20 protein-coding genes and 2 pseudogenes are annotated in these 21,680 nt (G+C 69.8%); 6 read left to right on the plus strand and 16 right to left on the minus strand.

What is annotated here, in order from left to right; translation table 11 throughout:
* Positions 1–178: 178 nt before the first annotated feature.
* A complete protein-coding gene (groL, locus tag K6T84_RS14890) occupies positions 179–1,801 on the minus strand; it encodes a chaperonin GroEL (protein WP_225400532.1) in 1,623 nt (540 codons plus the stop codon).
* Positions 1,802–1,886: 85 nt separating this feature from the next.
* On the minus strand, positions 1,887–2,189 hold the full coding sequence (gene groES / locus K6T84_RS14895; RefSeq protein WP_224972953.1) for a co-chaperone GroES: 303 nt from the start codon (positions 2,187–2,189) through the stop codon (positions 1,887–1,889).
* Between the two features lie 244 nt (positions 2,190–2,433).
* Between groES and K6T84_RS14900 the strand changes: the two genes are divergently transcribed.
* Positions 2,434–3,054 carry a C39 family peptidase gene (locus K6T84_RS14900; RefSeq protein ID WP_225400533.1) on the plus strand — a complete coding sequence of 207 codons (621 nt, stop codon included), beginning with the start codon at positions 2,434–2,436 and terminating at the stop codon, positions 3,052–3,054.
* Positions 3,055–3,148: 94 nt separating this feature from the next.
* Here K6T84_RS14900 and tsaD read toward each other — a convergent pair whose 3' ends face one another.
* From tsaD to K6T84_RS14945, 9 genes and pseudogenes are all read right to left on the minus strand, one after another.
* Complete coding sequence (tsaD, locus tag K6T84_RS14905; protein ID WP_224862316.1) at positions 3,149–4,174, minus strand: tRNA (adenosine(37)-N6)-threonylcarbamoyltransferase complex transferase subunit TsaD; 1,026 nt, start codon at positions 4,172–4,174, stop codon at positions 3,149–3,151.
* The gene (rimI, locus tag K6T84_RS14910) at positions 4,171–4,611 is read right to left on the minus strand and encodes a ribosomal protein S18-alanine N-acetyltransferase (RefSeq protein WP_224865940.1); all 441 of its coding nucleotides are present in this window, start codon (positions 4,609–4,611) and stop codon (positions 4,171–4,173) included. Before rimI ends, tsaD begins: the two co-directional genes overlap by 4 nt.
* A gap of 27 nt (positions 4,612–4,638) precedes the next feature.
* Positions 4,639–5,265 (minus strand): annotated as a pseudogene (gene tsaB, locus K6T84_RS14915) (tRNA (adenosine(37)-N6)-threonylcarbamoyltransferase complex dimerization subunit type 1 TsaB); the annotation flags it as partial.
* Positions 5,244–5,699 (minus strand): tRNA (adenosine(37)-N6)-threonylcarbamoyltransferase complex ATPase subunit type 1 TsaE, encoded by a 456-nt coding sequence (gene tsaE / locus K6T84_RS14920; protein WP_224862325.1) that lies wholly within the window; start codon positions 5,697–5,699, stop codon positions 5,244–5,246. The gene tsaE and the pseudogene tsaB, both read right to left, overlap by 22 nt.
* The gene (locus K6T84_RS14925) at positions 5,696–6,853 is read right to left on the minus strand and encodes an alpha/beta fold hydrolase (protein WP_225400534.1); all 1,158 of its coding nucleotides are present in this window, start codon (positions 6,851–6,853) and stop codon (positions 5,696–5,698) included. The genes tsaE and K6T84_RS14925 overlap by 4 nt, the downstream gene beginning before the upstream one ends.
* Positions 6,843–7,997 carry an alanine racemase gene (alr, locus tag K6T84_RS14930; protein WP_225400535.1) on the minus strand — a complete coding sequence of 385 codons (1,155 nt, stop codon included), beginning with the start codon at positions 7,995–7,997 and terminating at the stop codon, positions 6,843–6,845. Before alr ends, K6T84_RS14925 begins: the two co-directional genes overlap by 11 nt.
* 52 nt (positions 7,998–8,049) lie before the next feature.
* A complete protein-coding gene (gene gad, locus K6T84_RS14935) occupies positions 8,050–9,435 on the minus strand; it encodes a glutamate decarboxylase (protein ID WP_224862330.1) in 1,386 nt (461 codons plus the stop codon).
* A 10-nt stretch (positions 9,436–9,445) separates the two neighbouring features.
* Positions 9,446–10,873, minus strand: a complete 1,428-nt coding sequence (locus K6T84_RS14940) for an NAD(P)H-hydrate dehydratase (protein WP_225400536.1) — start codon at positions 10,871–10,873, stop codon at positions 9,446–9,448.
* 24 nt (positions 10,874–10,897) lie between these two features.
* Entirely contained in the window at positions 10,898–11,512 is a 615-nt protein-coding gene (locus K6T84_RS14945; RefSeq protein WP_408066118.1) for a rhomboid-like protein, read from the minus strand.
* 110 nt (positions 11,513–11,622) lie between these two features.
* Between K6T84_RS14945 and K6T84_RS14950 the strand changes: the two genes are divergently transcribed.
* From K6T84_RS14950 to K6T84_RS14965, 4 genes are read left to right on the plus strand one after another with little or no spacing between them, the layout of a single operon-like run.
* The gene (locus tag K6T84_RS14950; protein WP_225400537.1) at positions 11,623–13,560 is read left to right on the plus strand and encodes a flavin-containing monooxygenase; all 1,938 of its coding nucleotides are present in this window, start codon (positions 11,623–11,625) and stop codon (positions 13,558–13,560) included.
* Complete coding sequence (locus K6T84_RS14955) at positions 13,557–14,294, plus strand: SDR family NAD(P)-dependent oxidoreductase (protein ID WP_225400538.1); 738 nt, start codon at positions 13,557–13,559, stop codon at positions 14,292–14,294. Before K6T84_RS14950 ends, K6T84_RS14955 begins: the two co-directional genes overlap by 4 nt.
* 43 nt (positions 14,295–14,337) lie before the next feature.
* The gene (locus K6T84_RS14960) at positions 14,338–14,652 is read left to right on the plus strand and encodes a type II toxin-antitoxin system Phd/YefM family antitoxin (protein ID WP_224862338.1); all 315 of its coding nucleotides are present in this window, start codon (positions 14,338–14,340) and stop codon (positions 14,650–14,652) included.
* Positions 14,649–15,068: a type II toxin-antitoxin system VapC family toxin gene (locus K6T84_RS14965; protein ID WP_224862340.1), complete on the plus strand. Its 420-nt coding sequence runs from the start codon at positions 14,649–14,651 to the stop codon at positions 15,066–15,068. Before K6T84_RS14960 ends, K6T84_RS14965 begins: the two co-directional genes overlap by 4 nt.
* A 132-nt stretch (positions 15,069–15,200) precedes the next feature.
* On the opposite strand, the gene K6T84_RS14970 is transcribed toward K6T84_RS14965, so the two are convergent.
* From K6T84_RS14970 to glmS, 4 genes are all read right to left on the minus strand, one after another.
* The gene (locus K6T84_RS14970; RefSeq protein ID WP_225400539.1) at positions 15,201–15,743 is read right to left on the minus strand and encodes a hypothetical protein; all 543 of its coding nucleotides are present in this window, start codon (positions 15,741–15,743) and stop codon (positions 15,201–15,203) included.
* Between the two features lie 53 nt (positions 15,744–15,796).
* On the minus strand, positions 15,797–16,621 hold the full coding sequence (locus K6T84_RS14975) for a DUF4436 domain-containing protein (RefSeq protein ID WP_225402046.1): 825 nt from the start codon (positions 16,619–16,621) through the stop codon (positions 15,797–15,799).
* 99 nt (positions 16,622–16,720) lie between these two features.
* The gene (locus tag K6T84_RS14980; protein ID WP_225400540.1) at positions 16,721–17,275 is read right to left on the minus strand and encodes a hypothetical protein; all 555 of its coding nucleotides are present in this window, start codon (positions 17,273–17,275) and stop codon (positions 16,721–16,723) included.
* Positions 17,276–17,287: 12 nt separating this feature from the next.
* Positions 17,288–19,156, minus strand: a complete 1,869-nt coding sequence (gene glmS / locus K6T84_RS14985; RefSeq protein WP_225400541.1) for a glutamine--fructose-6-phosphate transaminase (isomerizing) — start codon at positions 19,154–19,156, stop codon at positions 17,288–17,290.
* Positions 19,157–19,253: 97 nt separating this feature from the next.
* On the opposite strand from glmS, the gene K6T84_RS14990 reads away from it, so the two are divergent.
* Positions 19,254–20,093, plus strand: a complete 840-nt coding sequence (locus K6T84_RS14990; RefSeq protein ID WP_225400542.1) for a dienelactone hydrolase family protein — start codon at positions 19,254–19,256, stop codon at positions 20,091–20,093.
* Positions 20,094–20,180: 87 nt separating this feature from the next.
* Here K6T84_RS14990 and K6T84_RS14995 read toward each other — a convergent pair.
* Positions 20,181–21,404 (minus strand): annotated as a pseudogene (locus tag K6T84_RS14995) (hypothetical protein); the annotation flags it as partial.
* Positions 21,405–21,680: the final 276 nt, after the last annotated feature.

Here is a 21,680-nt window from a genome sequence, read left to right on the forward strand (position 1 = left end):
ACGATTATCGAGCGCACTAATTGCGCGCTCAGAAAACTATCCGGCTGAGAGTCGTCGAACCAACTGGCTTCAGCACATTCACAGCGCTGCTGACATCAGACCGGCAGGTTCGCGGATCTCTCCGAGAACGAGAACACCCCCGGCCCAACAGGACCGGGGGGTGTTCACGTCGTACTACCTAGTGCGCGTGCCCGTGATGCCCGTGCCCGGCGTGGTCGTCGGCCTCGGCCGGCTTCTCCACCACCGCCGTCTCCGTCGTCAGCACCATCCGCGCCACCGAGGCGGCATTCAAAACGGCCGAACGGGTCACCTTGACCGGGTCGACGATGCCGTCGGCGGCCAGGTCGCCGTAGGTCAGCGTCGCGGCGTTGAAGCCCTGCCCGGCGGGCAGCTCGGAGACCTTGCTGGTCACCACCGCGCCGTCCACGCCGGCGTTGGTGGCGATCCAGTACAGCGGTGCGCTCAGCGCGGACGCGAATACGTCGACGCCGGTGGCCTCGTCACCGCTCAGCGAGGACCGCAGCTTGTCCAGCACCGCCCCGGCCTGCAGCAGCGCGGTACCGCCGCCGCTGACGATGCCCTCCTCGACCGCGGCCTTGGCCGCCGCCACCGCGTCCTCGACCCGGTGCTTGCGCTCCTTCAAAGCGGTCTCGGTGGCCGCGCCGACCTTGATCACGGCCACACCGCCGGCCAGCTTGGCCAGCCGCTCTTCGAGCTTCTCGCGGTCCCAGTCGGAGTCGGTCGCCTCGATCTCGGCGCGCAGCTGCTTGACCCGCCCGGCGATGGCCTCGGCGGTGCCGGCCCCGTCGACGATCACGGTGTCGTCCTTGCTGACCACCACGCGCCGCGCGGTGCCGAGCACGTCGACGCCTGCGTCGCGCAGGGTCAGACCCACGTCGGGGTTGATCACCTGGGCGCCGGTGACGATCGCGAGGTCATCCAGGAACGCCTTACGACGGTCACCGAAGTACGGCGCCTTGACCGCAACGGCCTTGAGCGTCTTGCGGATGGCGTTGACCACCAGGGTGCTCAGCGGCTCGCCCTCGACGTCCTCGGCGATGATCAGCAGCGGCTTGCCCGCCTCGGCAACCTTCTCCAGCAGCGGCAGCAGGTCCGGCAGCGAGCTGATCTTGTCGCGGTGCAGCAGGATCAGCGGGTCCTCCAGGACGGCCTCCTGGGAGTCGAAGTCGGTGACGAAGTACGCCGACAGGAAGCCCTTGTCGAAGCCTACGCCGTCGGTGATCTCCAGCTCGGTGTTCAGAGTCGAGGACTCCTCGACGCTGACAACACCGTCGGCGCCGACCTTGGTCATGGCCTCGCCGACCATTTCGCCGACCTCCGGGTCGCGCGACGACACGGTGGCGACCTGCGCGATCGACTCCTTGCCGGCGACCGGGGTGGCCGCTGCCAGAAGCGCTTCCGACACTGCGTCGGCCGCCTTGCCGATACCGGCGCCCAGCGCGATCGGGTTGGCGCCGGCCGCGACGTTGCGCAGCCCGGCGGAGATGATGGCCTGCGCCAGCACGGTGGCCGTCGTGGTGCCGTCGCCGGCCACGTCGTTGGTCTTGGTGGCGACCGATTTCACCAGCTGGGCGCCGAGGTTCTCGAACGGGTCCTCCAGGTCGACCTCGCGGGCCACGGTGACACCGTCCATGGTCACCGTCGGGCCGCCGAACGACTTGGCCAGCACCACGGCGCGGCCGCGCGGGCCCAGCGTCACCCGGACCGCGTCGGCGAGCTTGTCCACGCCGGCTTCCATGGCCCGGCGGGCGGCCTCGTTGAACTCAATCTGCTTGCTCATGGATCTACTTTCCTTACACGAGCACCGCCCCGGACATCGCCCGTGAAACGGGGATCTCCGGGGCGGGCACGGTGGTCGTTTGTGACTACTTGTTGACGATCGCCAGCACGTCGCGCGCGGACAGGATCAGGTACTCCTGGCCGCCGTACTTGATCTCGGTGCCGCCGTACTTGCTGTAGATAACGACGTCACCCTCGGCAACGTCCAGCGGAATCCGCTTGTCGCCGTCCTCGTCCCAGCGGCCGGGGCCGACTGCGACAACGGTGCCTTCCTGCGGCTTCTCCTTGGCGGTGTCGGGAATGACCAGACCGGAAGCGGTCGTGGTCTCGGCCTCGTTGGCCTGAACGAGGATCTTGTCCTCGAGTGGCTTGATGTTCACGCTCGCCACGATTGGAGCCCTCCACATGTGTCTGGATGCGACCCGGCGCCAGCCGAGCCCATCGGAACGTACTTACTTAAGGTTTCGGCAATCGTGCGAGCCCTCACGTCGTCGTCGCGGGTGCCGAGCGAGGAACCGACCGACTGCCACCTAGCACTCTATACATGAGAGTGCTAGCACTCAAGGGTGGCCTGTGCTTTGCGCCGAGGGTGAACGCCTCGACAAATTCCATCGCGGGACGATACTTGGCGTCATGCTCATTCACCGTCGTATCGCCGCCCTGCTCGCCCTGCTCACTCTGGCCCCGATCGGCCTGGTCGGGACCGCCCACGCCGACCCCAACGGCCAGATGTACGGCGACCCGGGCGCCGCCGCCCCGTACTGGCGCTACCAGCACCAGGAGGACTGCGGCCTGATGGCGGTCGCCGACGTGGTCGGCCAGGTCACCGGGCATGAGCCGCTGCAGATCGGCATCGAACTGCGCGGCCTGTTCACCCCGAGCACCGACCACCAGGGCAGCATCTACGCCTTCGACGGCACCTCACCGCAGGACATGGTGGCCCTGCTGGAGCACTACGGCGTCGCATCCGAGCTCAGCACCGGCAACACCCTGACGGGTCTGGAACAGGATCTGGCGGCCGGCCGCAAGGTGATCGCCGGCCTCAACGCCGAAACGATCTGGAACTACCCGGCCGGACAGGGACAGCGCACCGACGCCGACCACGCCGTCGTCGTCACCGGGGTCGACACGGCCAACGACGTGGTGCATCTCAACGACAGCGGCACCCCCGACGGCCGCGACGAGCAGATCCCGCTGGCCACCTTCACCCAGGCCTGGGGCACCGGCAACAACCTGCTGATCGTCACCCGGTGAACCCCTACCCTTCCCGCCGAGCGTGCACCAAGGTCCACTTCGACCTGGGGGAATGCCGGACGTTGGTGCACGCTCGGCGAGGAGGGGAAGCGGGTCAGCTGACGCGGCCCTGCACCACCGGCAGGCCCGGGTCGGTGGCCACGTCCAGCGGCGACGGCGGCGCGCCGGCGGCGATCAGGTGCGCGGCGAACGACGCGATCATCGCCCCGTTGTCGGTGCACAGTCGCGGCGGCGGGATGCGCAGGGCCAGACCTGCTGCCGCACAGCGCTGTTCGGCGAGTTCACGCAGCCGGGAGTTGGCCGCCACCCCGCCCGCGATCAGCAGGGTTTCGACCCCCAGTTCGGTGGCCGCCCGGACCGCCTTGGCGGTCAGCACGTCGGCGACCGACTCCTGGAAACCGGCCGCCACGTCGGCCGGCGAGTAGTCCGGGGTCTTCTCGACGTAGCGGGCGACGGCCGTTTTGAGCCCCGAGAAGCTGAACACGTACGGGGCGTCGCGCGGGCCGGTCATGCCGCGCGGGAACGTGATGGCCTCGCGGTCGCCGGTGCGGGCCAGCTCGTCGAGCACCCGCCCGCCGGGGTAGCCCAGCCCGAGCAGCCGGGCCACCTTGTCGTAGGCCTCCCCCGCGGCGTCGTCGACAGTGCTGCCCAGCTCGACGATCGGCTCCCCCAGTGACCGCACGTGCAGCAGGTGGGTGTGGCCGCCGGAGACCAGCAGGGCCACACATTCGGGCAGTGGACCGAACTCGTAGACGTCGGCGGCCAGGTGCCCGCCCAGGTGGTTGACCGCGTAGAACGGCACCCCCCAGGCCGCCGCGTAGGCCTTCGCCGCGGCCGCACCCACCAGCAGCGCCCCCGCCAGGCCCGGCCCAATGGTGGCCGCCACAGCGTCGGGACGTTCGATGCCCGCCTTGTCCAGCGCCCGGCGCATGGTCGGGCCGAGTGCCTCCAGGTGCGCCCGCGACGCGATCTCGGGCACCACCCCGCCGAACCGGGTGTGCTCTTCGACGCTGGAGGCCACCTCGTCGGCCAGCAGGGTCAGCGTGCCGTCCTGTGCCAGCCGGGTGATGCCGACACCTGTTTCGTCGCAAGAGGATTCGATGGCCAGAACTATTGTCATGAGACTGCTTCCCGCCGCATGGTGTAGGCGTCGGCGCCGTTGCGGTAGTAGCCCTTGCGCACGCCCATCTCGACGAAGCCGACGTCGCGGTACAGCGCGATCGCCGGGGCGTTGTCGGTCCGGACCTCCAGGTACACCACCCCGCCGCCGGAGTATTCCAGCAGATCGGCCAGCAGCCGCCGCCCGATGCCCCGGCCCTGGTGTGCCTGGTCCACCCCGATGGTGTGCACCTCGAATTCGTATGGCGCACTGCGGCCCAGCCGCGCGATACCGGCGTAGCCGACCACGGTGTCACCGATCCGGGCGGCGACGTAGTGGTTGTCGCGCGCCCCGATCGCCCGGCTGAACGCCTCGGCCGGCCACGGGTCGTCACCGCCGAACAGCTGGGCTTCCAATTCAGCGCACCGGTCGGCGTCGGTGCCGGCGAGCGCCCCCAAAGTGACCGGCGGTGCGGCCGATACCGACGGCTTGGCGTCGGGCCGGCGCAGATACAGCGGCACCAGCGGCGCCGGCTCGCCATCCCAATCCCCTACCGCCGCAACCAGTCCAGTGGGTATCGGATAGGAGATGTCGAGCACCGGAAGGCCGAACAGCCCGGTGTGCGCGGGCGAACCCGCCACCGCGACGGCATCACCCGGGTCGACGTCGGCCGGTGCGCAAACTCCCGGTCCGGCGGTCCGGATCCCGTCACGGTAGCGCGCCCAGTAGACCTCGCGGCGACGGGCGTCGGTGACCACCAGCGTCTCACCGGACGTGCGGACCCCGATCGCGTCCAGGCTGCACACCCCGTACACCGGAATCCCCAGGGCGTGGCCGTAGGCCACCGCGCTGGCCATCCCGACCCGCAGCCCGGTGAACGGCCCCGGCCCGCAACCCACCACCACCGCGGTCAGATCGGCCATGGTCAGGTCCGCATCGTCCAGGGCGGCCAGCACATTGGGGGTGAGCCGCTCGGCGTGCGCGCGAGCGTCGAGGGTGACCCGCTCGGCCAGCAGCGTGCGCCGGTCCGGGGCCACCAGGCCCGCGGTGACCGCAGGCGTGGCGGTGTCGATGGTCAGGATCACCCCGGTCACGGTGTGTGCCACCGCCATGTCGCGGTGCGCATTTCGGAGTCCGCGCCCCGGTCGAGCCGGATGTCCAAGTGCCGCTCGGAGAGTCGCTCGGCCAGGCCCTCACCCCACTCCACGACGACGACGGCGTCGTCGAGTTCGGTGTCGAGGTCCAGCGAGTCCAACTCCGCCGGCAGATCCAGGCCGTCGGTGTCGAGCAGCCGGTACAGGTCGACGTGGATCATCGCCGGAGTTCCGGGCCGGCGCGGGCGGTGTTCGCGGGCCAACACATACGTCGGGGAGGTGACCGGACCGTCGACGTCGAGTGCGGCGGCGATCCCCTTGGCCAGCACCGTTTTTCCGGCCCCGAGTGGACCGCTCAGCACCACCACGTCGCCGGCCCGCAACTGTCCGCCCAGCCGGGCGCCCAGCGCGACGGTATCTTCTGCGGTGGCCAGGGTCTGCGTCTGGATCACTGGCGCCCGGCCTTCCGGCGCAGCCGGCGGGTCAGCCCCGCCCGGCGCGGCGTGGCGCGCTCCACCAACCGAACCAGAGCCTCGTCGATCGCGTCGGGCTCCTCCAGTTGCACCAGGTGTCCGGCGCCGGGGACGATCACCAGCTCGCAGTCCCACAGCGTGGCCGCCATCGCCCGCGAATAGCCGACCGGGGTGAGCAGGTCGTGATCACCGCAGGCGACCAGGGTCGGGATCTTGGCCAGCGTTGTCAGCGCGGCACTTTCGTCGTGCACCTCCAGCGCATGCAGGAAGCCCACCATGGTGGGTACCGGGGTGGCATGCATCATCGCCTCGGAGAATGCCACCACGCTCGGGCTGATCTCGTCGGTGCCGTAGGAGGCGGCGCGCAGGATCGGTGCGATCACCCGGCGGGCCGCTCCACGCCCGCGATGCACCAGATTCGGCGCGTAGCGGACGCTGAACTGCACCGCCTCCAGCGCCGGGTTCCGCAGGACCTCCCCCAGAGGGGATCGTGAAACCCCCTTGGCCGCAGACGATATCAGCGCGGCGCCCACAATGCGGTTGCCGTAGTGCTGGGGAAACTGCCGGGCGTGTGCCAGCACGGTCATGCCGCCCATCGAATGCCCCACCAGTACCACCGGGCCGCGGGGCACCGTCGCCGCCAATACCGCCTCCAGGTCACGGCCGAGCCGGGGCACGGTGTAAGTCTTCGGCGAGGCGGTCGCTGAATCGCCGTGCCTACGCGGCGGTCCCAGCTTCGCCTCTCCTTCGTCGAGGCTCGCTGAATCGCCGTGACCGCGCTGGTCGTAGAAGACCATCCTGACCTGGGCACCCCATTCGGCGGCCAGTCGCGCCCGCTGAAAATGGAAGGAACCCATCCGCAGGCAGAAGCCGTGCGCGAACACCACCGTCAGCGGCGCATCACGCGGACCGACGTCGCGCACCGCCAACTCGACACCGTCGTCGGTGACCACCACCGAGCTGTGATCGTGCTCCAGGATCTCGAAATCCTCGCCGGCGTAAGGATCATCGCGACTGATACGCCGTGTCATCGAGCGGGCGACGGTGGTTCCGGCGATGGCACCGACCGCGGCCACCCCGGCCGCACCCGCGAGCCAGCCGCCGGCCCGCCACCCGCGCCTCCTATCGGCCATCGGCGCCCCGATACGTCCTGACCACCCGCCCGCGTGGGCTGTTCACCACCTCGTAGTGGATGGTTCCCAACGCGTCGGCCCAGTCCTGGGCCAACGGCTCGCCGGCCGACCCGGGCCCGAACAGCACGACCTCGTCACCCTCGGTGACGTCGACGGGCCCGGGGCCCAGGTCGACGATGAACTGGTCCATGCACACCCGCCCGACGCTGCGGCGGCGCCGGCCGTTGATCAGCACGTCGAAGCGTCCGCTCAGCGGGCGGAACACGCCGTCGGCGTAGCCCATCGGCACCAGCGCCACGGTGGTGTCGCGATCGGCGACCCAGGTATGGCCGTAGGAGACGCCCTCCCCGGCTTTGATCGAGCGAACAAACACCACAACGGATTTCAGTGTCATCGCCGGAATCAGACCCATGTCACCGCGCTCCGGGATCGGACTCAGTCCGTACACCGCGATCCCCGGACGCACCAGGTCGTAGGCCAGGTCGCGCCGCGTCATCGCTGCCGCGGAATTGGCCAGGTGCGCGACCTCGAACTCCAGTCCGTCGGCGCGGGCCAGGGTCAACAGATCGGAGAACCGCTGCCCCTGAACGTCATTGACCGGGCTGTCCGTCTCGTCGGCGCAGGCCAGGTGGGACATCAACCCGCGCACCCGGATTGCGTCGTCGGCGACGGCGCGGCGCAATGCCGTCACCAGGTCGCCGAAATCCGCGGCTCCTACTCCGTTGCGGTTCATGCCGGTGTCTGCCTTTACCGTCACCGTCGCCGTGCGCCCGGTGCGTCTCACCCCGTCGAGCAGCTCGGTGAGCTGCCGCACCGAGGAGACGGCGATCTGCACGTCGGCGGCCAGTGCGGGGGCGAAGTCGGTGCCCGGCCCGTGCAGCCAGGCGAGTACCGGCGCGGTGATGCCGGCCGCCCGCAATGCCACCGCCTCGTCGACGGTGGCCACCCCCAGTTCGGCCGCCCCGGCAGACAGTGCCGCACGGGCCACCTGGGCCGCGCCGTGGCCGTAGCCGTCGGCCTTGACCACGGCCATCACGCCGGCCGCACCAGCGTGTTCGGCCAGCACCCGCACGTTGTGGGCGATGGCGTCGAGGTCTACCAGCGCTTGCGCGAGCAGGCCGGAGGTCCGAGATAGGGCAGTCATGTCACCGTCGATTGTCCCAGAACCCGCGGGATGCCCCGTGAGGCCGCCGAAATCAGTGCGAGAAGTGCTGCTGATCGTCGAAGTGCCCACCCGGCTTGAGCCGGTCCAGCGCGGCCACCGACTTCATGATGTCGTCGAACAGCGCCCGGGCCAGATCCGCCGACAGGCCCTCGCGCACCACCACCCGCAGCACCGCGACGTCCTCGGCGCCCTCCGGCATGGTGTAGGCCGGCACCTGCCAGCCGAAGGTCCGCAGCTCGTGGGAGACATCGAACTCGGTGTAGCCGCGATCGCCGGCCAGCCGGCAACTCACCACCGGGATGGCCGAGCCGTCGCTGATCACCTCGAAGTGCTCGGACGCGGCCAGTTGATGCGACAGCCAGCGAGCGGTGTCGGACAGCGTCCGCATCACCTCGGTGTAGCCGGCACGGCCCATCCGCAGGAAGTTGTAGTACTGGCCGACCACTTGGTTGCCCGGCCGGGAGAAGTTCAGCGTGAAGGTGGGCATGTCACCGCCGAGGTAGTTCACCCGGAACACCAGCTCATCGGGCAGATAGTCGGCACTGCGCCACACCACGAACCCGATACCGGGGTAGGTCAGGCCGTACTTGTGGCCGCTGACGTTGATCGACACCACTCTCGGTAACCGGAAGTCCCACTTGAGATCCGGGTGCAGGAACGGCACCACGAACCCGCCACTGGCCGCGTCCACATGCACCGGCACGTCCGGCCCGCCACCCGCGGCGAGAGTGTCCAGGGCCGCGCAGATCGCCTCGACGGGTTCCAGCTCGCCGGTGTAGGTGGTGCCCAGGATGCCGACCACCCCGATGGTGTTCTCATCGACGGCGTCGACAACCTGCTCGGGGGTGATCACATAGCGGCCGTGCGCCATCGGCAGGTAGCGCGGTTCGACGTCGAAGTAGCGGCAGAACTTCTCCCACACCACCTGCACGTTCGAGCCCATCACCAGGTTCGGGGTGCGACCCTGCCACTTGCCGATTTTCGAGCGCCAGCGCCATTTCATCGCCAGCCCACCCAGCATCACCGCCTCGCTGGACCCGACGGTGGACACCCCGACGGCGCTGGCCGGGTCGTCGTCGCGCAGATTCTCGGCGTGAAACAGGTCGGCGACCATGCACACACAACGCTGCTCGATGGCCGCGGTCGCCGGGTACTCGTCCTTGTCGATCATGTTCTTGTCGAACGACTCCGCCATCAACGCCGACGCCTCGGGGTCCATCCAGGTCGTGACGAACGTGGCCAGGTTCAGCCGTGAGCTGCCGTCGAGCATCAGCTCGTCATGAATGAACCGGTAGGCGGTCTGCGGGTCCATCGGGTCATCGGGCATCCGCAGCGCCGGGACCGGCGCGGTGAACATCCGGCCGGTGTAGGCCGGGGCGATGGTGTGCGCGGGGACGGACGGGTGCGAATGGGTCACGACAACTCCTCTATAGCTGAGCCAGGGCGGTGCGGATGTGCGCCACGATGCGTGACGCCGACGTCGGGGTGTCGGCGGGTCCGGGGTCGGCGGCCGACGCTGCGGCCGCCCGGGTGTGCACGAAGGCGGCGGCCGCGGCGGCCTGCGCGGTGGGCAGGCCGGAGGCCAGCAGCGCGCCGATCATGCCGGACAGCACGTCGCCGGACCCGGCGGTGGCCGCCCAGGATCCCCCGGCCGGGTTGAGGTAGACCGGGCCGGGTTCATGCGGGTCGGCGACGACGGTCACGTTGCCCTTCAACAGCACCGTGCAGCCCATCTGGTCGGCGAGCCCGCGGGCCGCGCCCACCCGGTCCGCACCGGGCGGGTGGCCGGCCAACCGGGCATATTCGCCGGCGTGCGGGGTAAGTACCGTCGGTGCCGTTCGGTTGACGACGAGATCGGGGTGCGCGGCCAGGATGGTCAGCGCGTCGGCGTCGACGATCACCGGCAGGTCGGTGCCGAGCGCGAACCACAGCGCGGCGGCCGCGTCGCCGTCGGTGCCCAGGCCGGGTCCGACCACCCAGGCCTGCACCCGGCCCGCAGCCGCGGCACTCGGTGCGACCACCACTTCCGGCCAGTGCGAAACCACCTGGGCGGCAGCACTTCCGGTGTAGCGGACCATGCCTGAGGTGGCGGCTACTGCCGCACCGGAGCACAGGATGGCCGCGCCCGGATAGGTCTTCGAGCCGGCCAGGATTCCGGTGACGCCCTGGGTGTACTTGTCGTCGCGGGGACCGGGCGCCGGCCAGAGCGCTTCGGCGTCGGCCGCTTCAAAGCCGTGCAGGTCGGTGGCAGGCAGGTCCAGGCCGATGTCGACCAGTTCGACGCGCCCGCACTCCCCCAGAGCATGAACGGGTTTGAGGCCGCCGAAGGTGACCGTCAGCACCGCGTGCACCGCGGGCCCGTCGGCCGCACCGGTGTGCGGGTCGAGGCCGCTGGGCAGGTCGACGGCCACCACCGGGATGCCCGCCGCGGCAACCGCCGCGAACACCACGGCGGCATTCCGCCTCAACGCACCCCGCCCGGAGATGCCGACCACTCCGTCGATCACCAGATCCGTTGCGGCCGGCACGGTATCGACGATGCGGCCGCCGGCTTTCCGGAACGCGGCCAGCCCCTTGGCGTGGGCGCGTTCCGGATCGAGCAGGATCGCGGCCGCTGCCACACCGCGCCGGCGCAGCAGGGCCGCGGCCCACAGTGCGTCGCCGCCGTTATCACCGGAACCCACCACCGCGCACACGCTCCGGCCGGCCACCCCGCCGGTTCGCGAGACCAACTCGCCGGCGATCGCAGTCGTCAGCCCGAACGCCGCCCGGCGCATCAGGACGCCGTCGGGCAGGCTCGCCAGCAGCGGCGCCTCGGCGGCGCGGATCTGTTCAACGGTGTAGTAGTGGCGCACTGCTGCCTCCCTCGCTGCCCAAGGCTAGTGGGGACGGTGCCGGGTCAGTGGGTAACAGGCCAACCCGATGCCGACCGCGGCCAGGTGCCCGATCGCGGTGAAGTCGGGATTGATCACCAGCGGGACGGTGAAGATCGCGATCAGCGCGATCAGATAACCCCAGCGCCAGGGCCGGCGGATCCGGTAGGTCAGCACGGCTGCCACCCCGGCGAGGAAGTAGCTGACCCCGATGTCGCGGGCGTAGGTCAGGTGCTCGGACTCGCGGCGCAGGTTGATCAGTGCGTACAGCGCGGCCTGGCTGATGTAGGTTGCGCCGATGTGGGCGGCCAGTCCGACCTCGGCCCAGCGCCGGTGGCCCAGCCAGTGCTCGGCCGGCGCCAGGATCAACGTGAACAGCACCAGGTATGGCGTCCAGTCCTTGCCGTCGATCCACAGCAGGCTCGCGATCAGCACCTCGAAGGGGTCGGTGGCCAGGTGGTGCAGGTTGGTCGACTGATCGACGAGGATGGCGTGCAGCCGCGGCCCGACCGAGTTCTGCACCACCGTGGTCACCAGCAGCACTGCCAGCCACAGATAGGTCAACGGTGCGGCGTGCACGAAGTGCCACGCTGCTTCGAGGCGGGTTTTCACGCGGACCACGGCGTACAGCGTCGCACAGATGACAATCCTTGATCAGCCATGACAGCTCGCGTATCGTCCGAGTCAATTACGCGACGGCCGGTAGCGAATAAACGGAGAGGGCTGCATTGATGCGCAACCGCTACGCCGGGGAACCGTTCAGCACGCCGACGCCCGAGATCGCCGCCGCCCTGGAGCAGGTCAGCATCCCCACCCTGCTGCTGTCGTGCGTGCACATCACCGGCGACGCCCGATTCATCCGCGACTACAAGCAGAACGGGATCTTCCTCAACGAGATCCAGGGGTTCATGTCCGAGGAGGACAAGGCCCGGGCCCGCGCCGAAGCGCTGGAGGTGATCGCCGACTATCGCGATCGCGGCTGCCCACAACCTGAGCCGCTGCCCGCCGACCTGGTCAAGGAGATGATGGACTGGGCGGCCTGCGAAGTCGTGCCGGACGCCTACCTGGGCCTGCTCGCCGAGGAACTCGATCTCGAAGGCGTCGACCCGCGCCGACCCGCCGAGCTGGACCACGCCGTCGCCAAGGACCTGCCGGTGGCGGTGGTCGGCTGCGGCGAATCAGGAGTCTTGGCGGGAATCCGGCTGGCGCAGGCCGGAATTCCGTTCACCATCATCGAGAAGAACGCCGGCCCCGGTGGAACCTGGTGGGAGAACACCTATCCGGGTGCCCGGGTGGACGTCGCCAACCACTTCTACTGCTTCAGTTTCGAGCCCAACAACGGCTGGGGCCACTACTTCGCCGAGCAGCCGGAACTGCAGGCGTATTTCACCGACTTGGTCGCCAAACACGATCTGGACCAACACATCCGGTGGAATACCGAGGTCACCGACGCCACCTGGGATGACGGCGACGGGGTCTGGACTCTGAGCGTGCGCGGCGCCGACGGCACGCTGTCGGCGATCCGGGCACGCGCGGTGATCACCGCGGTCGGCCAGCTGAACCGCCCGCACCTGCCCGACATCGACGGCGCCGACAGCTTCACCGGGCCGTCGTTTCACTCCGCGGCCTGGGATCACAGCGTCGACGTGACCGGCAAGCGGGTGGCACTGATCGGGGCTGGCGCCAGCGGATTCCAGATCGCCCCGGCGATCGCGGAAAAAGTGGAGCACCTCACGGTGTTTCAGCGCACCGCGCAGTGGATGTTCCCCAACCCGATGTATCACGACGCGGTCGGCGACGGAGTGCGCTGGGCTCTCGAGCACCTGCCGTTCTACGCCCGCTGGTACCGCTTCCTGCTGCTGTGGCCCGGAGCCGACAAGGGCCTGGAAGCCGCGCGGGTGGACCCGGACTATCCCGACCAGGACCACGCCGTGAGCGAGATCAACGCGATGGCCCGAATGATGTTCACCGGGTGGATCACCGATCAGGTCGGCGACGACGCCGAGCTGCTGGCCAAGGTACTGCCGGACTATCCCGCGACCGGGAAACGCACCCTGCAGGACAACGGCACCTGGCTGGGGACGCTCAAACGCGACAATGTCGAACTGAACCGCACTGCGATCCGCAGGATCACCCCACACGGCGTCCAGACCGAGGACGGCGTGCACCACGACGTCGATGTGATCGTGTACGCCACCGGTTTTCGGCACACCGACGTGTTGGCGCCGATGCAGGTCACCGGCCGCGACGGAACCGACCTGCACCAGCTGTGGGGCAGCCGGCCGTACGCGTACCTGGGAATCACCGTGCCGCAGTTCCCGAACTTCTTCCTGATCTACGGCCCCGGCGCGCACCTGGCGCACGGCGGCAGCCTGATCTTCAACTCCGAGTTGGAGATGCGCTACATCGACGCTTGCCTGGCCCGCCTCGCCGACGAGCGGCTGCACTCCGTCGAGCCGACCGCCCAGGCGGCCGCCGAGTGGCATCGGGCCACCCAGGACGCGATCAAAAAGACGGTCTGGGCGCACCCGGCGATCAAGCACTCCTACTTCAAGAACGCCGACGGTGAGATCCACACCGTGAGCCCGTGGCGGCTCGACGAGTACTGGTCGGCGGTGCGCGCACCGGACTGGTCGCAGTTCGTCGTCAGACAGGGAGGCCACCCATGAGCGGAGTCGTCGTCACCGGAGCAGCATCCGGGATCGGGCGGGCGTGCGCGCAGGCCCTGGTCGCCGACGGTCGCCGGGTTGCTTTGTGGGACATCGCAACCGGAGTCACCGACATCGCTGACGGGCTGGGCATGCCGGGTGCGGTGGTCGACGTCTGCGACGACGCCGCGCTGCCCGGCGCGGTCGCGTCGGCCGCCGAAGCCCTCGACGGCATCGACGGGCTGGTGCACGCCGCCGGGCGGGTGCTGCCCGAGCCGGTCGGCGCCTACACCGGCGAATCCTGGGACGCCGTCATGGATGTCAACCTGCGCGCCCAGGCGATGCTGGTGCAGCTGATGCTGCCGCACCTGGAGGCGGTCGCCCGGGCCGGCGGCGCCCCGGCGGTGGTCGGTATCTCCAGCATCGAGGCGCTGACGGCCAACCCCTTCATCCCGGCCTACTGTGCTTCCAAGGCAGGCCTTCTGGGCATGACCCGGTCGATGGCCGCGCAACTGGGCCCGGCCGGAATCCGGGTCAACGCCGTCTGCCCAGGCTTCATCGAGACCCCGATGCTGCAGATCGCACTCGACGTCGAGGAAGTCGCGGCCGGCTTCGTGGCCGCGGCACCGCTGGGGCGTATCGGCCAGCCGGACGAGGTGGCCCAGGCGGTGGCGTTCCTGATGTCGCCGCGGGCGTCGTTCATCACCGGCACCCAGATCGTCGTCGACGGTGGGGTCACCGCGCGGCATCCCTGAACAGTCGTAGCAGTCCCGTAGCACTTAAAGCTACACTGTCCGAATGACGACGGCAGATGCTCCCCGCATTCCGCAGCGCGAACTGCGCAACGAATCCAGCCGCGTCCTGCGCGAAGTTCGCGCCGGGCAGTCCTACGTCGTGACCGTCGACGGCCAACCGGTGGCCGACCTGGTTCCGCATGCCCGTACGCCGCGACGCACCGCGGTACCCCGGGACGAGGTGGTGAGAGCGTTCTCGGCACTGTCACCCGGCGGCCAGCCCGGCGACTATCGCGATGATCGGATCGACGACACGATCTATGACCCCTACGACCGGGCGTATCGCGAAGGCCAGTTCGCCCCGAGGGCAACCGAGTGACGCGGTCCCCACGCGGCCTGGTCGACACCAACGTCTTGATCTTGATCGATCAGATCGACCCCGCTGACCTGCCTGCCGAAATCCTGGTCAGTGCGATCACCATGGCCGAACTCGCCGCCGGACCGCACCACACCCACGATCCCGCCGAGCGGGCCAGCCGCATCGAACGGCTGCAGCACGCCGAGGCGTTGTTCGAGCCACTGGCCTTCGGCACCGATGCAGCACGCCGCTACGGGCACGTCGTCGCCGCAGTCCTGGCGGCGGGCCGGCAGGAACGTCCCCGCCGGATCGATCTGATGATCGCGTCGATCGCATCGGTGCACCGACTGCCGCTGTTCACGGTGAACACCGACGACTTTGCCGGCCTGGAGGGATTGGTCGAGGTCCATCCGGTCACCCATCCCGTGGATCGCTGACGCTGATATGGCGTTCGAGGAACCGGGTGGTCATGGTGAATACGCCGGTCGTCACAGAGTCACCGGCTCGGCCGCCCACGCCTGGTGGGATCACGACAGAGGCTCATCCCAGCGGCATCGGGCGGGCCGGCTTCAGAACACCCAGCTCTGCGGGGTCGCGATAACGAAACCGTGGGTGGTCACCGGACCGGTGGCGTTCTGCGGTTCCTTGAGCTCGCAAACCAGCTCGGCGAACGGCGGGACCCCGCAGACCATCGACTCACTGGGTGAGAAATCCCAGAACACCACCTTGTGGCCCACCGGAATCGTCACGGCAGGCTCTCCGGCGACCAGCGCGTCCGGCGGTGCGGGCACGAAACGCGCCGGTGCACTTGCCTTCCCGTAGATACCCGGTAGCTGCACGGCGCCGTCGCCGGGCGCCACGCCCGGAATGTCGCCGGCACAGGTGATGTCGTGGGTGATCCTGCCGCGCCACATCGTGCAGACCACGCCCGACTCGGTACCGAACACCACGCTCGGGGTCTGGCGTAGATCACTCACCGAAGCAGGCAACGGCCCACTGTCGTCGATCAGAGAGTCGATGTCGGGAATCGTCGGTGCGGCAGCGGCATTCGGCACCACCGTCATCATCAGAGTTGCCGACGCCACCGTCGCTGCCAGTACCCAACGCCCCACCGAAGCCCTCATTCGCCGTCGAACCCTCAACATACGAACGGCACGCTCGCCGGTCAACTGTTGTCTGAGCCCACCGACGCGGGTTTGGTATCGCGCCACCAGCAATAGATGAACAACAGCATCGACATCACCAGTGCCACGATCACCCACAGCGTGATCGTGACATCGATCCAGGAGCCGATCGGCGGTGCGTCCGGCAGTGCGTTTCGCAGCGGGACCACCGCGAAAAGCATTGCCGCGTACCACGTCGCCATCGGCGGTTGGAATTTGCGACGGCCCAGGAAGGTCAGGTTCGCGACCACGACGGACACCGCGGCCAGGGCGATCAGCACGCCTACGATCACGGCACCGAACGCCACGGTGCTCGGGGACCGGTGCAGCGTCACCCGATACGGACCGGCCTCATGGTCGCTGGCGATCTCGTTGCGCCAGCCGGCGATGTGGTCGACGAATATCGGTGAGATGCGTTGCGGCACTGTGGAATCGCCGCGCAGTATGTCGACGGTGATTGGCCCGGTCTGGTAGTGATCGAACGGCCACTTCGACGAGTTGCCGGACACCGTCAGCGGCACCGGGAACTCGCCGGGAACCATGCCCTTGGTCCAGCTGCGCTTGGTCGGCGTGACCGCCGAATGCACCGCGATGCTCAGGTCTTCGGTGAGCCCGTGGGTGGCCGAATCGAGCAGTGCTGGACCCGGATTGATGGCGACCTTTCCGGCCAGCGTGCCCTTCACCGGCAGCAGGTCTTCGAGGTCGATGGTCACGGTCGTTCCGTCGGGCGCGGCCTGGCCGTCAGTGAGCTGACGCGGGCAGCCGCATCCCGCCCGCTCGTAGAGCCCGACGGTGACGACGTAGGACGCGATGAAGAACACCGCCATGCCCAGGATCAGCAGCAGTCTGGTGCGCAGGACGTGCGCGGCGGGCTCGTGGGACAAGGTGGGTCTCCCTCACTCTGATAGCCCCCGCGGTCGAGAGTGTCAGAACACCTGACTCTGCGGCGCAGAAATGACGAACCCGTGAGTGACCGGCGAGCCGCCCTTGGACCCGTTCTCGCGTGCGGCGTGCAGCACACACACCACGTCGGTACCGGTCGGAATGCCGCACACCAGCGACTGGGTGGGCGAGAAGTCCCAGAACACGATCTTGTGGCCGGGCAACAGCATGGTCGTCGGAACCTTCGCCGGATCGCCGAGCAGCCCTTCGGGGGCGAACGGCTGGAACTGCGCCGGCCCGCTGCCGTCGGCGTAGACGGTGCCCAGGCTCACGCCGCGGGTTCCCGCCGGCGCGCCGATGATATTGCCCGCACAGGCCACACTGTGGGTGACCTTGCCGCGGCTCTTGCGGCAGGCCAGACCTGTCGGAGTGGTGAACGCCAGATCGGGAGTTCCGGTGAGGTCGCCGACGGAGCCGGGCAGCGGCCCACTGTCGTCGATCAGCGGACCCAGATCCGGAACCTCGCCTGCCGCAACAGCATTGGGCGCCTGGGCGAACACGGCCAGCGCAGCGGCCACCACCACCAGAAAACGTCGCACTGAATACTCCCGCTACTCGACGGTGACCGATTTGGCCAGATTGCGCGGCTTGTCCACGTCATAGCCGCGGGCCTGCGCCACGCCCGCGGCGAACACCTGCAGCGGAATGGTCGACAGCAGCGGCTGGTAAAGCGTTGATACCGCGGGGATTTCGATCAGATGATCAGCGTAGGGCCGAACCGTCTCGTCACCCTCTTCGGCGATCACGACGGTAACCGCGCCCCGCGCCTGGATCTCGCGGATGTTGGAAAGCAGCTTGGCGTGCAGCATCGCGGCATTCTTCGGCGAGGGCATCACCACGATCACCGGCAGGCCCTCTTCGATCAGCGCGATCGGGCCGTGCTTGAGCTCGCCGGCGGCGAACCCCTCGGCATGCATGTAGGCGAGCTCCTTGAGCTTGAGGGCGCCCTCGAGTGCCACCGGGTAGCCGACATGGCGGCCCAGGAACAGGATGCTCGACGACTGCGCGTAGCACCGAGCCAGCTCGGTGACCGATTCCATGCCGTCGATGACCCGCTGGATCAGCTCAGGCATACCCTCCAACTCGTGGTACTCGCGTGCCACCTCGTCGGGGTACTTGGTGCCGCGGGCCTGAGCCAGGGCAAGGCCGACAAGGTAATTCGCGGTCACCTGAGCCAGGAAGGTCTTGGTCGCGGCGACGCCGATCTCCGGGCCGGCCCGGGTATAGAGCACCGCGTCGGCCTCCCGCGGGATCTGCGAGCCGTTGGTGTTGCAGACCGCCAAGACCTTGGCCTTCTGCTCCTTGGCGTGCCGCACCGCCTCCAGGGTGTCGGCGGTCTCACCGGACTGGGAGATGGCCACCACCAGCGTGCTGCGGTCCAAAACCGGGTCGCGGTACCGGAATTCGCTGGCCAGTTCGATCTCCACCGGCAGTCGTGTCCAGTGCTCGATGGCGTACTTGGCCAGCAGGCCCGAGTGGAATGCCGTGCCGCAGGCCACCACGAACACCTTGTCGATCTCGCGCAGCTCCTGATCGGAGAGGCGTTGCTCGTCGAGCACGATCCGGCCAAGGTCGAAATGCCCCAGCAGGGTGTCGGCCACCGCGGTGGGCTGCTCGGCGATCTCCTTGAGCATGAAAAACTCGTAGCCGCCCTTCTCAGCGGCCGACAGGTCCCAATCGATCTTGAACGACCGGGCGTTGCCGGCGTCGTCGTTACCGGCGAAGTCGGTGATGCGATAGCCGTCAGCGGTGAGCACCACAACCTGGTCCTGACCCAGCTCGACGGCATCCCTGGTGTATTCGATGAAGGCGGCGACATCCGAGCCCAGGAACATCTCGCCGTCGCCGATACCGACCACCAGCGGGGTGGACCGGCGGGCCGCCACGATGGTGCCGGGCTCGCCGGCGTGGGCGAACACGACGGTGAAGTGGCCCTCCAGCCGGCGCAACACGGCCTGTGCGGACGCCACGAAGTCTCCGGCGGTGTCCCCCCGGCGGTATTGGCGAGCCAGCAGCTGGACGGTGACCTCGCTGTCGGTCTCGCTGGTGAACTCCACGCCTTCGAGCTCGAGCTCGTCGCGCAGCACCGCGAAGTTCTCGATGATGCCGTTGTGCACGACCGCGAACTCCGACGCGGCATCACAGTGCGGGTGCGCGTTGGCGTCGGTGGGCCTGCCGTGGGTGGCCCAGCGGGTGTGGCCCAGCCCGGTTCCGCCGGCCAGCAGGGCGGGGTCGGTCGCGGCCAGTTCGGCTTCGAGGTTGGCGAGCCGGCCCGCTTTGCGCCGGACGGTCAGTCGGCCGGCGCCGTCGACGACGGCGATTCCCGCAGAGTCATATCCGCGGTATTCCATCCGCCGCAGAGCCTCGACGACTACCTCGCGGGCAGGGCGCTGCCCCACGTAGCCGACGATTCCGCACATAGCTGTTCAGGGTAGTGCAACGGCGGTGGACCCCCAACAATCGTGCAGGTCAGCCAACGTCCGATCACTGTCGGCCACCATGAGTTACGGTCATCGAATGGCCAGCCTCAAGCGCCTTCACGCCTCCCTGACCCGTCCCGGCCCGCACCGGGTGCTCAGGGGTGATCTGGCCTATGCGGGCCTGGCCGGTGTGGTGTACACCCCGACGTCGGGCTACCGGCTGCCCGCGGTGGCGTTCGGCCACGACTGGCTGACCGGCGCGCAACGGTACGCGGGCCTGCTCGAGCACCTGGCCTCGTGGGGCATCGTGGCGGTGGCCCCAGACACCGCACGGGGCCCGGTGCCCTCGGTGCTGGACCTGGCCGTCGACTTGGGTCGCGCGCTGCAGATCGCCACCGAAGTCCGGCTGGGGCCGGGCCGGATCAGCGTCGACGCGGGCCGGATCGCGCTCGCCGGCCACGGTTTCGGCGGTTCGGCCGCGGTGTTCGCCGCGGCGGCGTCGTCGGTGAAACCCGCAGCGGTGGCAGCCATCTTCCCGGCGATAACCACACCGCCGGCCGAGCAGGCCGCGGCCGGTCTCAATGTTCCGGGGACGATCTTCAGCGCGCCTGACGGCCCGACGGCGTTGCGCTCCAACGCCGTCGAGCTGGCACACGCCTGGCCGACGGCGACGCTGCGGGTGATCAGCAAGGCGTCAGCGGCCGGGCTGCCGCAGGGCCGGCGGCTGACCGGTTTCTTCGGGCTGCCGACGTCGGACCGGCGCACGCAGCGACGGGTGCGCGCGCTGCTGACCGGGTACCTGCTGGCGCAGCTGGCAGGTGAGAAGGCCTACCGGCAGTTCGCCGACCCGACCGTGCAACTGCCACGCACCGAGACGCTGGAGGGGTTGCCGGAGCCGGTGACCCCCGAGGAGAAGATCGCCGCGCTGTTCGGCTAGCTGCCCCGACGACGACGGCCGCCGAATCCCGAAGGACCCGGCGGCCGTTGCCGTTTCTCGGCGACTAGCCGGCTGCGCTGTCGGCTATGCGCCAGGCGCGCCGTCAGTACCCGGGGTACCGGGTCCGCCGTTGGCGGCGCCACCGGTTCCGGTGCCGCCGCTACCGGCCGCTCCACCGGCGCCACCAGGACCGCTCGGGCTGCCACCGTTGCCGCCGTTCGCGCCGTCGCCGCCGTCGCCGCCGGTGTTGCCGGAGCCTTGGGCGGTACCGCCCTTACCGCCGCCGCCACCGTGACCGCCTGCCCCGCCGGCCCGGTCGGCACCGGCGCCGCCGGCAGTGCCGCTGGTGCTGGCACCGCCGGCCCCGCCGAGGCCACCGTTGCCGCCATTACCGCCGACCCCGCCGTTGCCACCGTCGAAGCCATCGCCGGTGGCATTGGTGCCGCCGTTGCCGCCTACCCCACCGGCGCCACCGGCACCGGCAAGTCCACCGGCACCGCCGGCACCGCCGTTGCCGTCCGTCGAGGTGCCGCCGGCTCCGCCCTTGCCGCCGTTACCACCGTCGCCGCCGGCACTTCCGTTGCCGCCGGCCGCGTTGGAGTTGTTGGTACCGGCCGCGCCGGCGCCGCCGGTACCACCGTTACCGCCGGCGCCGCCCGAACCGCCGGTGCCGTCGGCGCCGATGGTTCCAGCCGGGCCGCTGGTGCTCGTACCGGCCGCACCGCCGGTGCCGGCCGCGCCGCCGACCCCACCGTTACCGCCGTTACCGCCGTCCAGGCCTCCACCGCCGGCCCCGCCGTTACCGCCCGCACCCGCGGCTCCACCGGTACCACCGACTCCGCCGCTGCCGGCCTGGCCGGTACCCGAGGTGCCGCCGGCGCCGCCGTTGCCGGCGGTGCCGCCGTTACCGCCGTTGGTGCCATTGCCACCGGCCGCGCTCGTCGAGCTGGCGCCGTCAGTGCCCGCGGCTCCGGCCCCACCGTTACCACCGGCGCCGCCCGCGCCGCCGCTGCCGTCGAGTCCGCCCGTTCCCGCCGCGCCCGCGGTGCCGCTGGTGCTCGCGCCGCCCGCGCCGGCCGCGCCGCCGGTGCCGGCCGCGCCGCCCTTACCGCCGTTACCGCCGGCCAGGCCGTTGCCATTGGCGTCGGTGCCGCCGGCACCACCGGCTCCACCGGCTCCACCGCTGCCGCCGACTCCACCGTTGCCGCCCTTGCCGCCGTCACCGGTGGTCGCGGTACCACCGGCACCGCCCTTGCCGCCTGCGCTGCCGGCCGAGCCGTCGCCGCCGTTACCGCCGGCCGCACCGGCCAACGCGGTGCCGGCCGTGCCGTCCGCTCCGGCGGTACCGGCACCGCCGTTGCCGCCGTCACCGCCGTCGGCCGTTCCGGTAGCCGCGCCGCCGTTACCGCCCTGGCCGCCACCGGCGCCACCGTCACCGCCGTTACCGGCGTGGCCGTCACCAGCTGCGATGCCCAGGGGGTTGCCGGCCAGCGCCGACGCGCTGCCGCTGCTCGTGCCGCCGTCACCACCGGCGCCGGCCATACCGCCCGGGGGGGGGGGGGGGGGGGGGGGGGGGGGGGGGGGGGG

The sequence above is a fragment of the Mycobacterium zoologicum genome (assembly GCF_020181635.2).
Lineage (GTDB): Bacteria > Actinomycetota > Actinomycetes > Mycobacteriales > Mycobacteriaceae > Mycobacterium > Mycobacterium zoologicum.

Coding starts and splice junctions, on each gene's coding strand:
- groL (WP_225400532.1), bottom strand. CDS start 1,801: ATGAGCAAGCAGATTGAGTTCAACGAGGCCGCCCGCCGGGCCATGGAA.
- K6T84_RS14900 (WP_225400533.1), top strand. CDS start 2,434: ATGCTCATTCACCGTCGTATCGCCGCCCTGCTCGCCCTGCTCACTCTG.
- tsaD (WP_224862316.1), bottom strand. CDS start 4,174: ATGACAATAGTTCTGGCCATCGAATCCTCTTGCGACGAAACAGGTGTC.
- K6T84_RS14925 (WP_225400534.1), bottom strand. CDS start 6,853: ATGGCCGATAGGAGGCGCGGGTGGCGGGCCGGCGGCTGGCTCGCGGGT.
- alr (WP_225400535.1), bottom strand. CDS start 7,997: ATGACTGCCCTATCTCGGACCTCCGGCCTGCTCGCGCAAGCGCTGGTA.
- K6T84_RS14950 (WP_225400537.1), top strand. CDS start 11,623: ATGCGCAACCGCTACGCCGGGGAACCGTTCAGCACGCCGACGCCCGAG.
- K6T84_RS14955 (WP_225400538.1), top strand. CDS start 13,557: ATGAGCGGAGTCGTCGTCACCGGAGCAGCATCCGGGATCGGGCGGGCG.
- K6T84_RS14960 (WP_224862338.1), top strand. CDS start 14,338: ATGACGACGGCAGATGCTCCCCGCATTCCGCAGCGCGAACTGCGCAAC.
- K6T84_RS14975 (WP_225402046.1), bottom strand. CDS start 16,621: ATGGCGGTGTTCTTCATCGCGTCCTACGTCGTCACCGTCGGGCTCTAC.
- glmS (WP_225400541.1), bottom strand. CDS start 19,156: ATGTGCGGAATCGTCGGCTACGTGGGGCAGCGCCCTGCCCGCGAGGTA.
- K6T84_RS14990 (WP_225400542.1), top strand. CDS start 19,254: ATGGCCAGCCTCAAGCGCCTTCACGCCTCCCTGACCCGTCCCGGCCCG.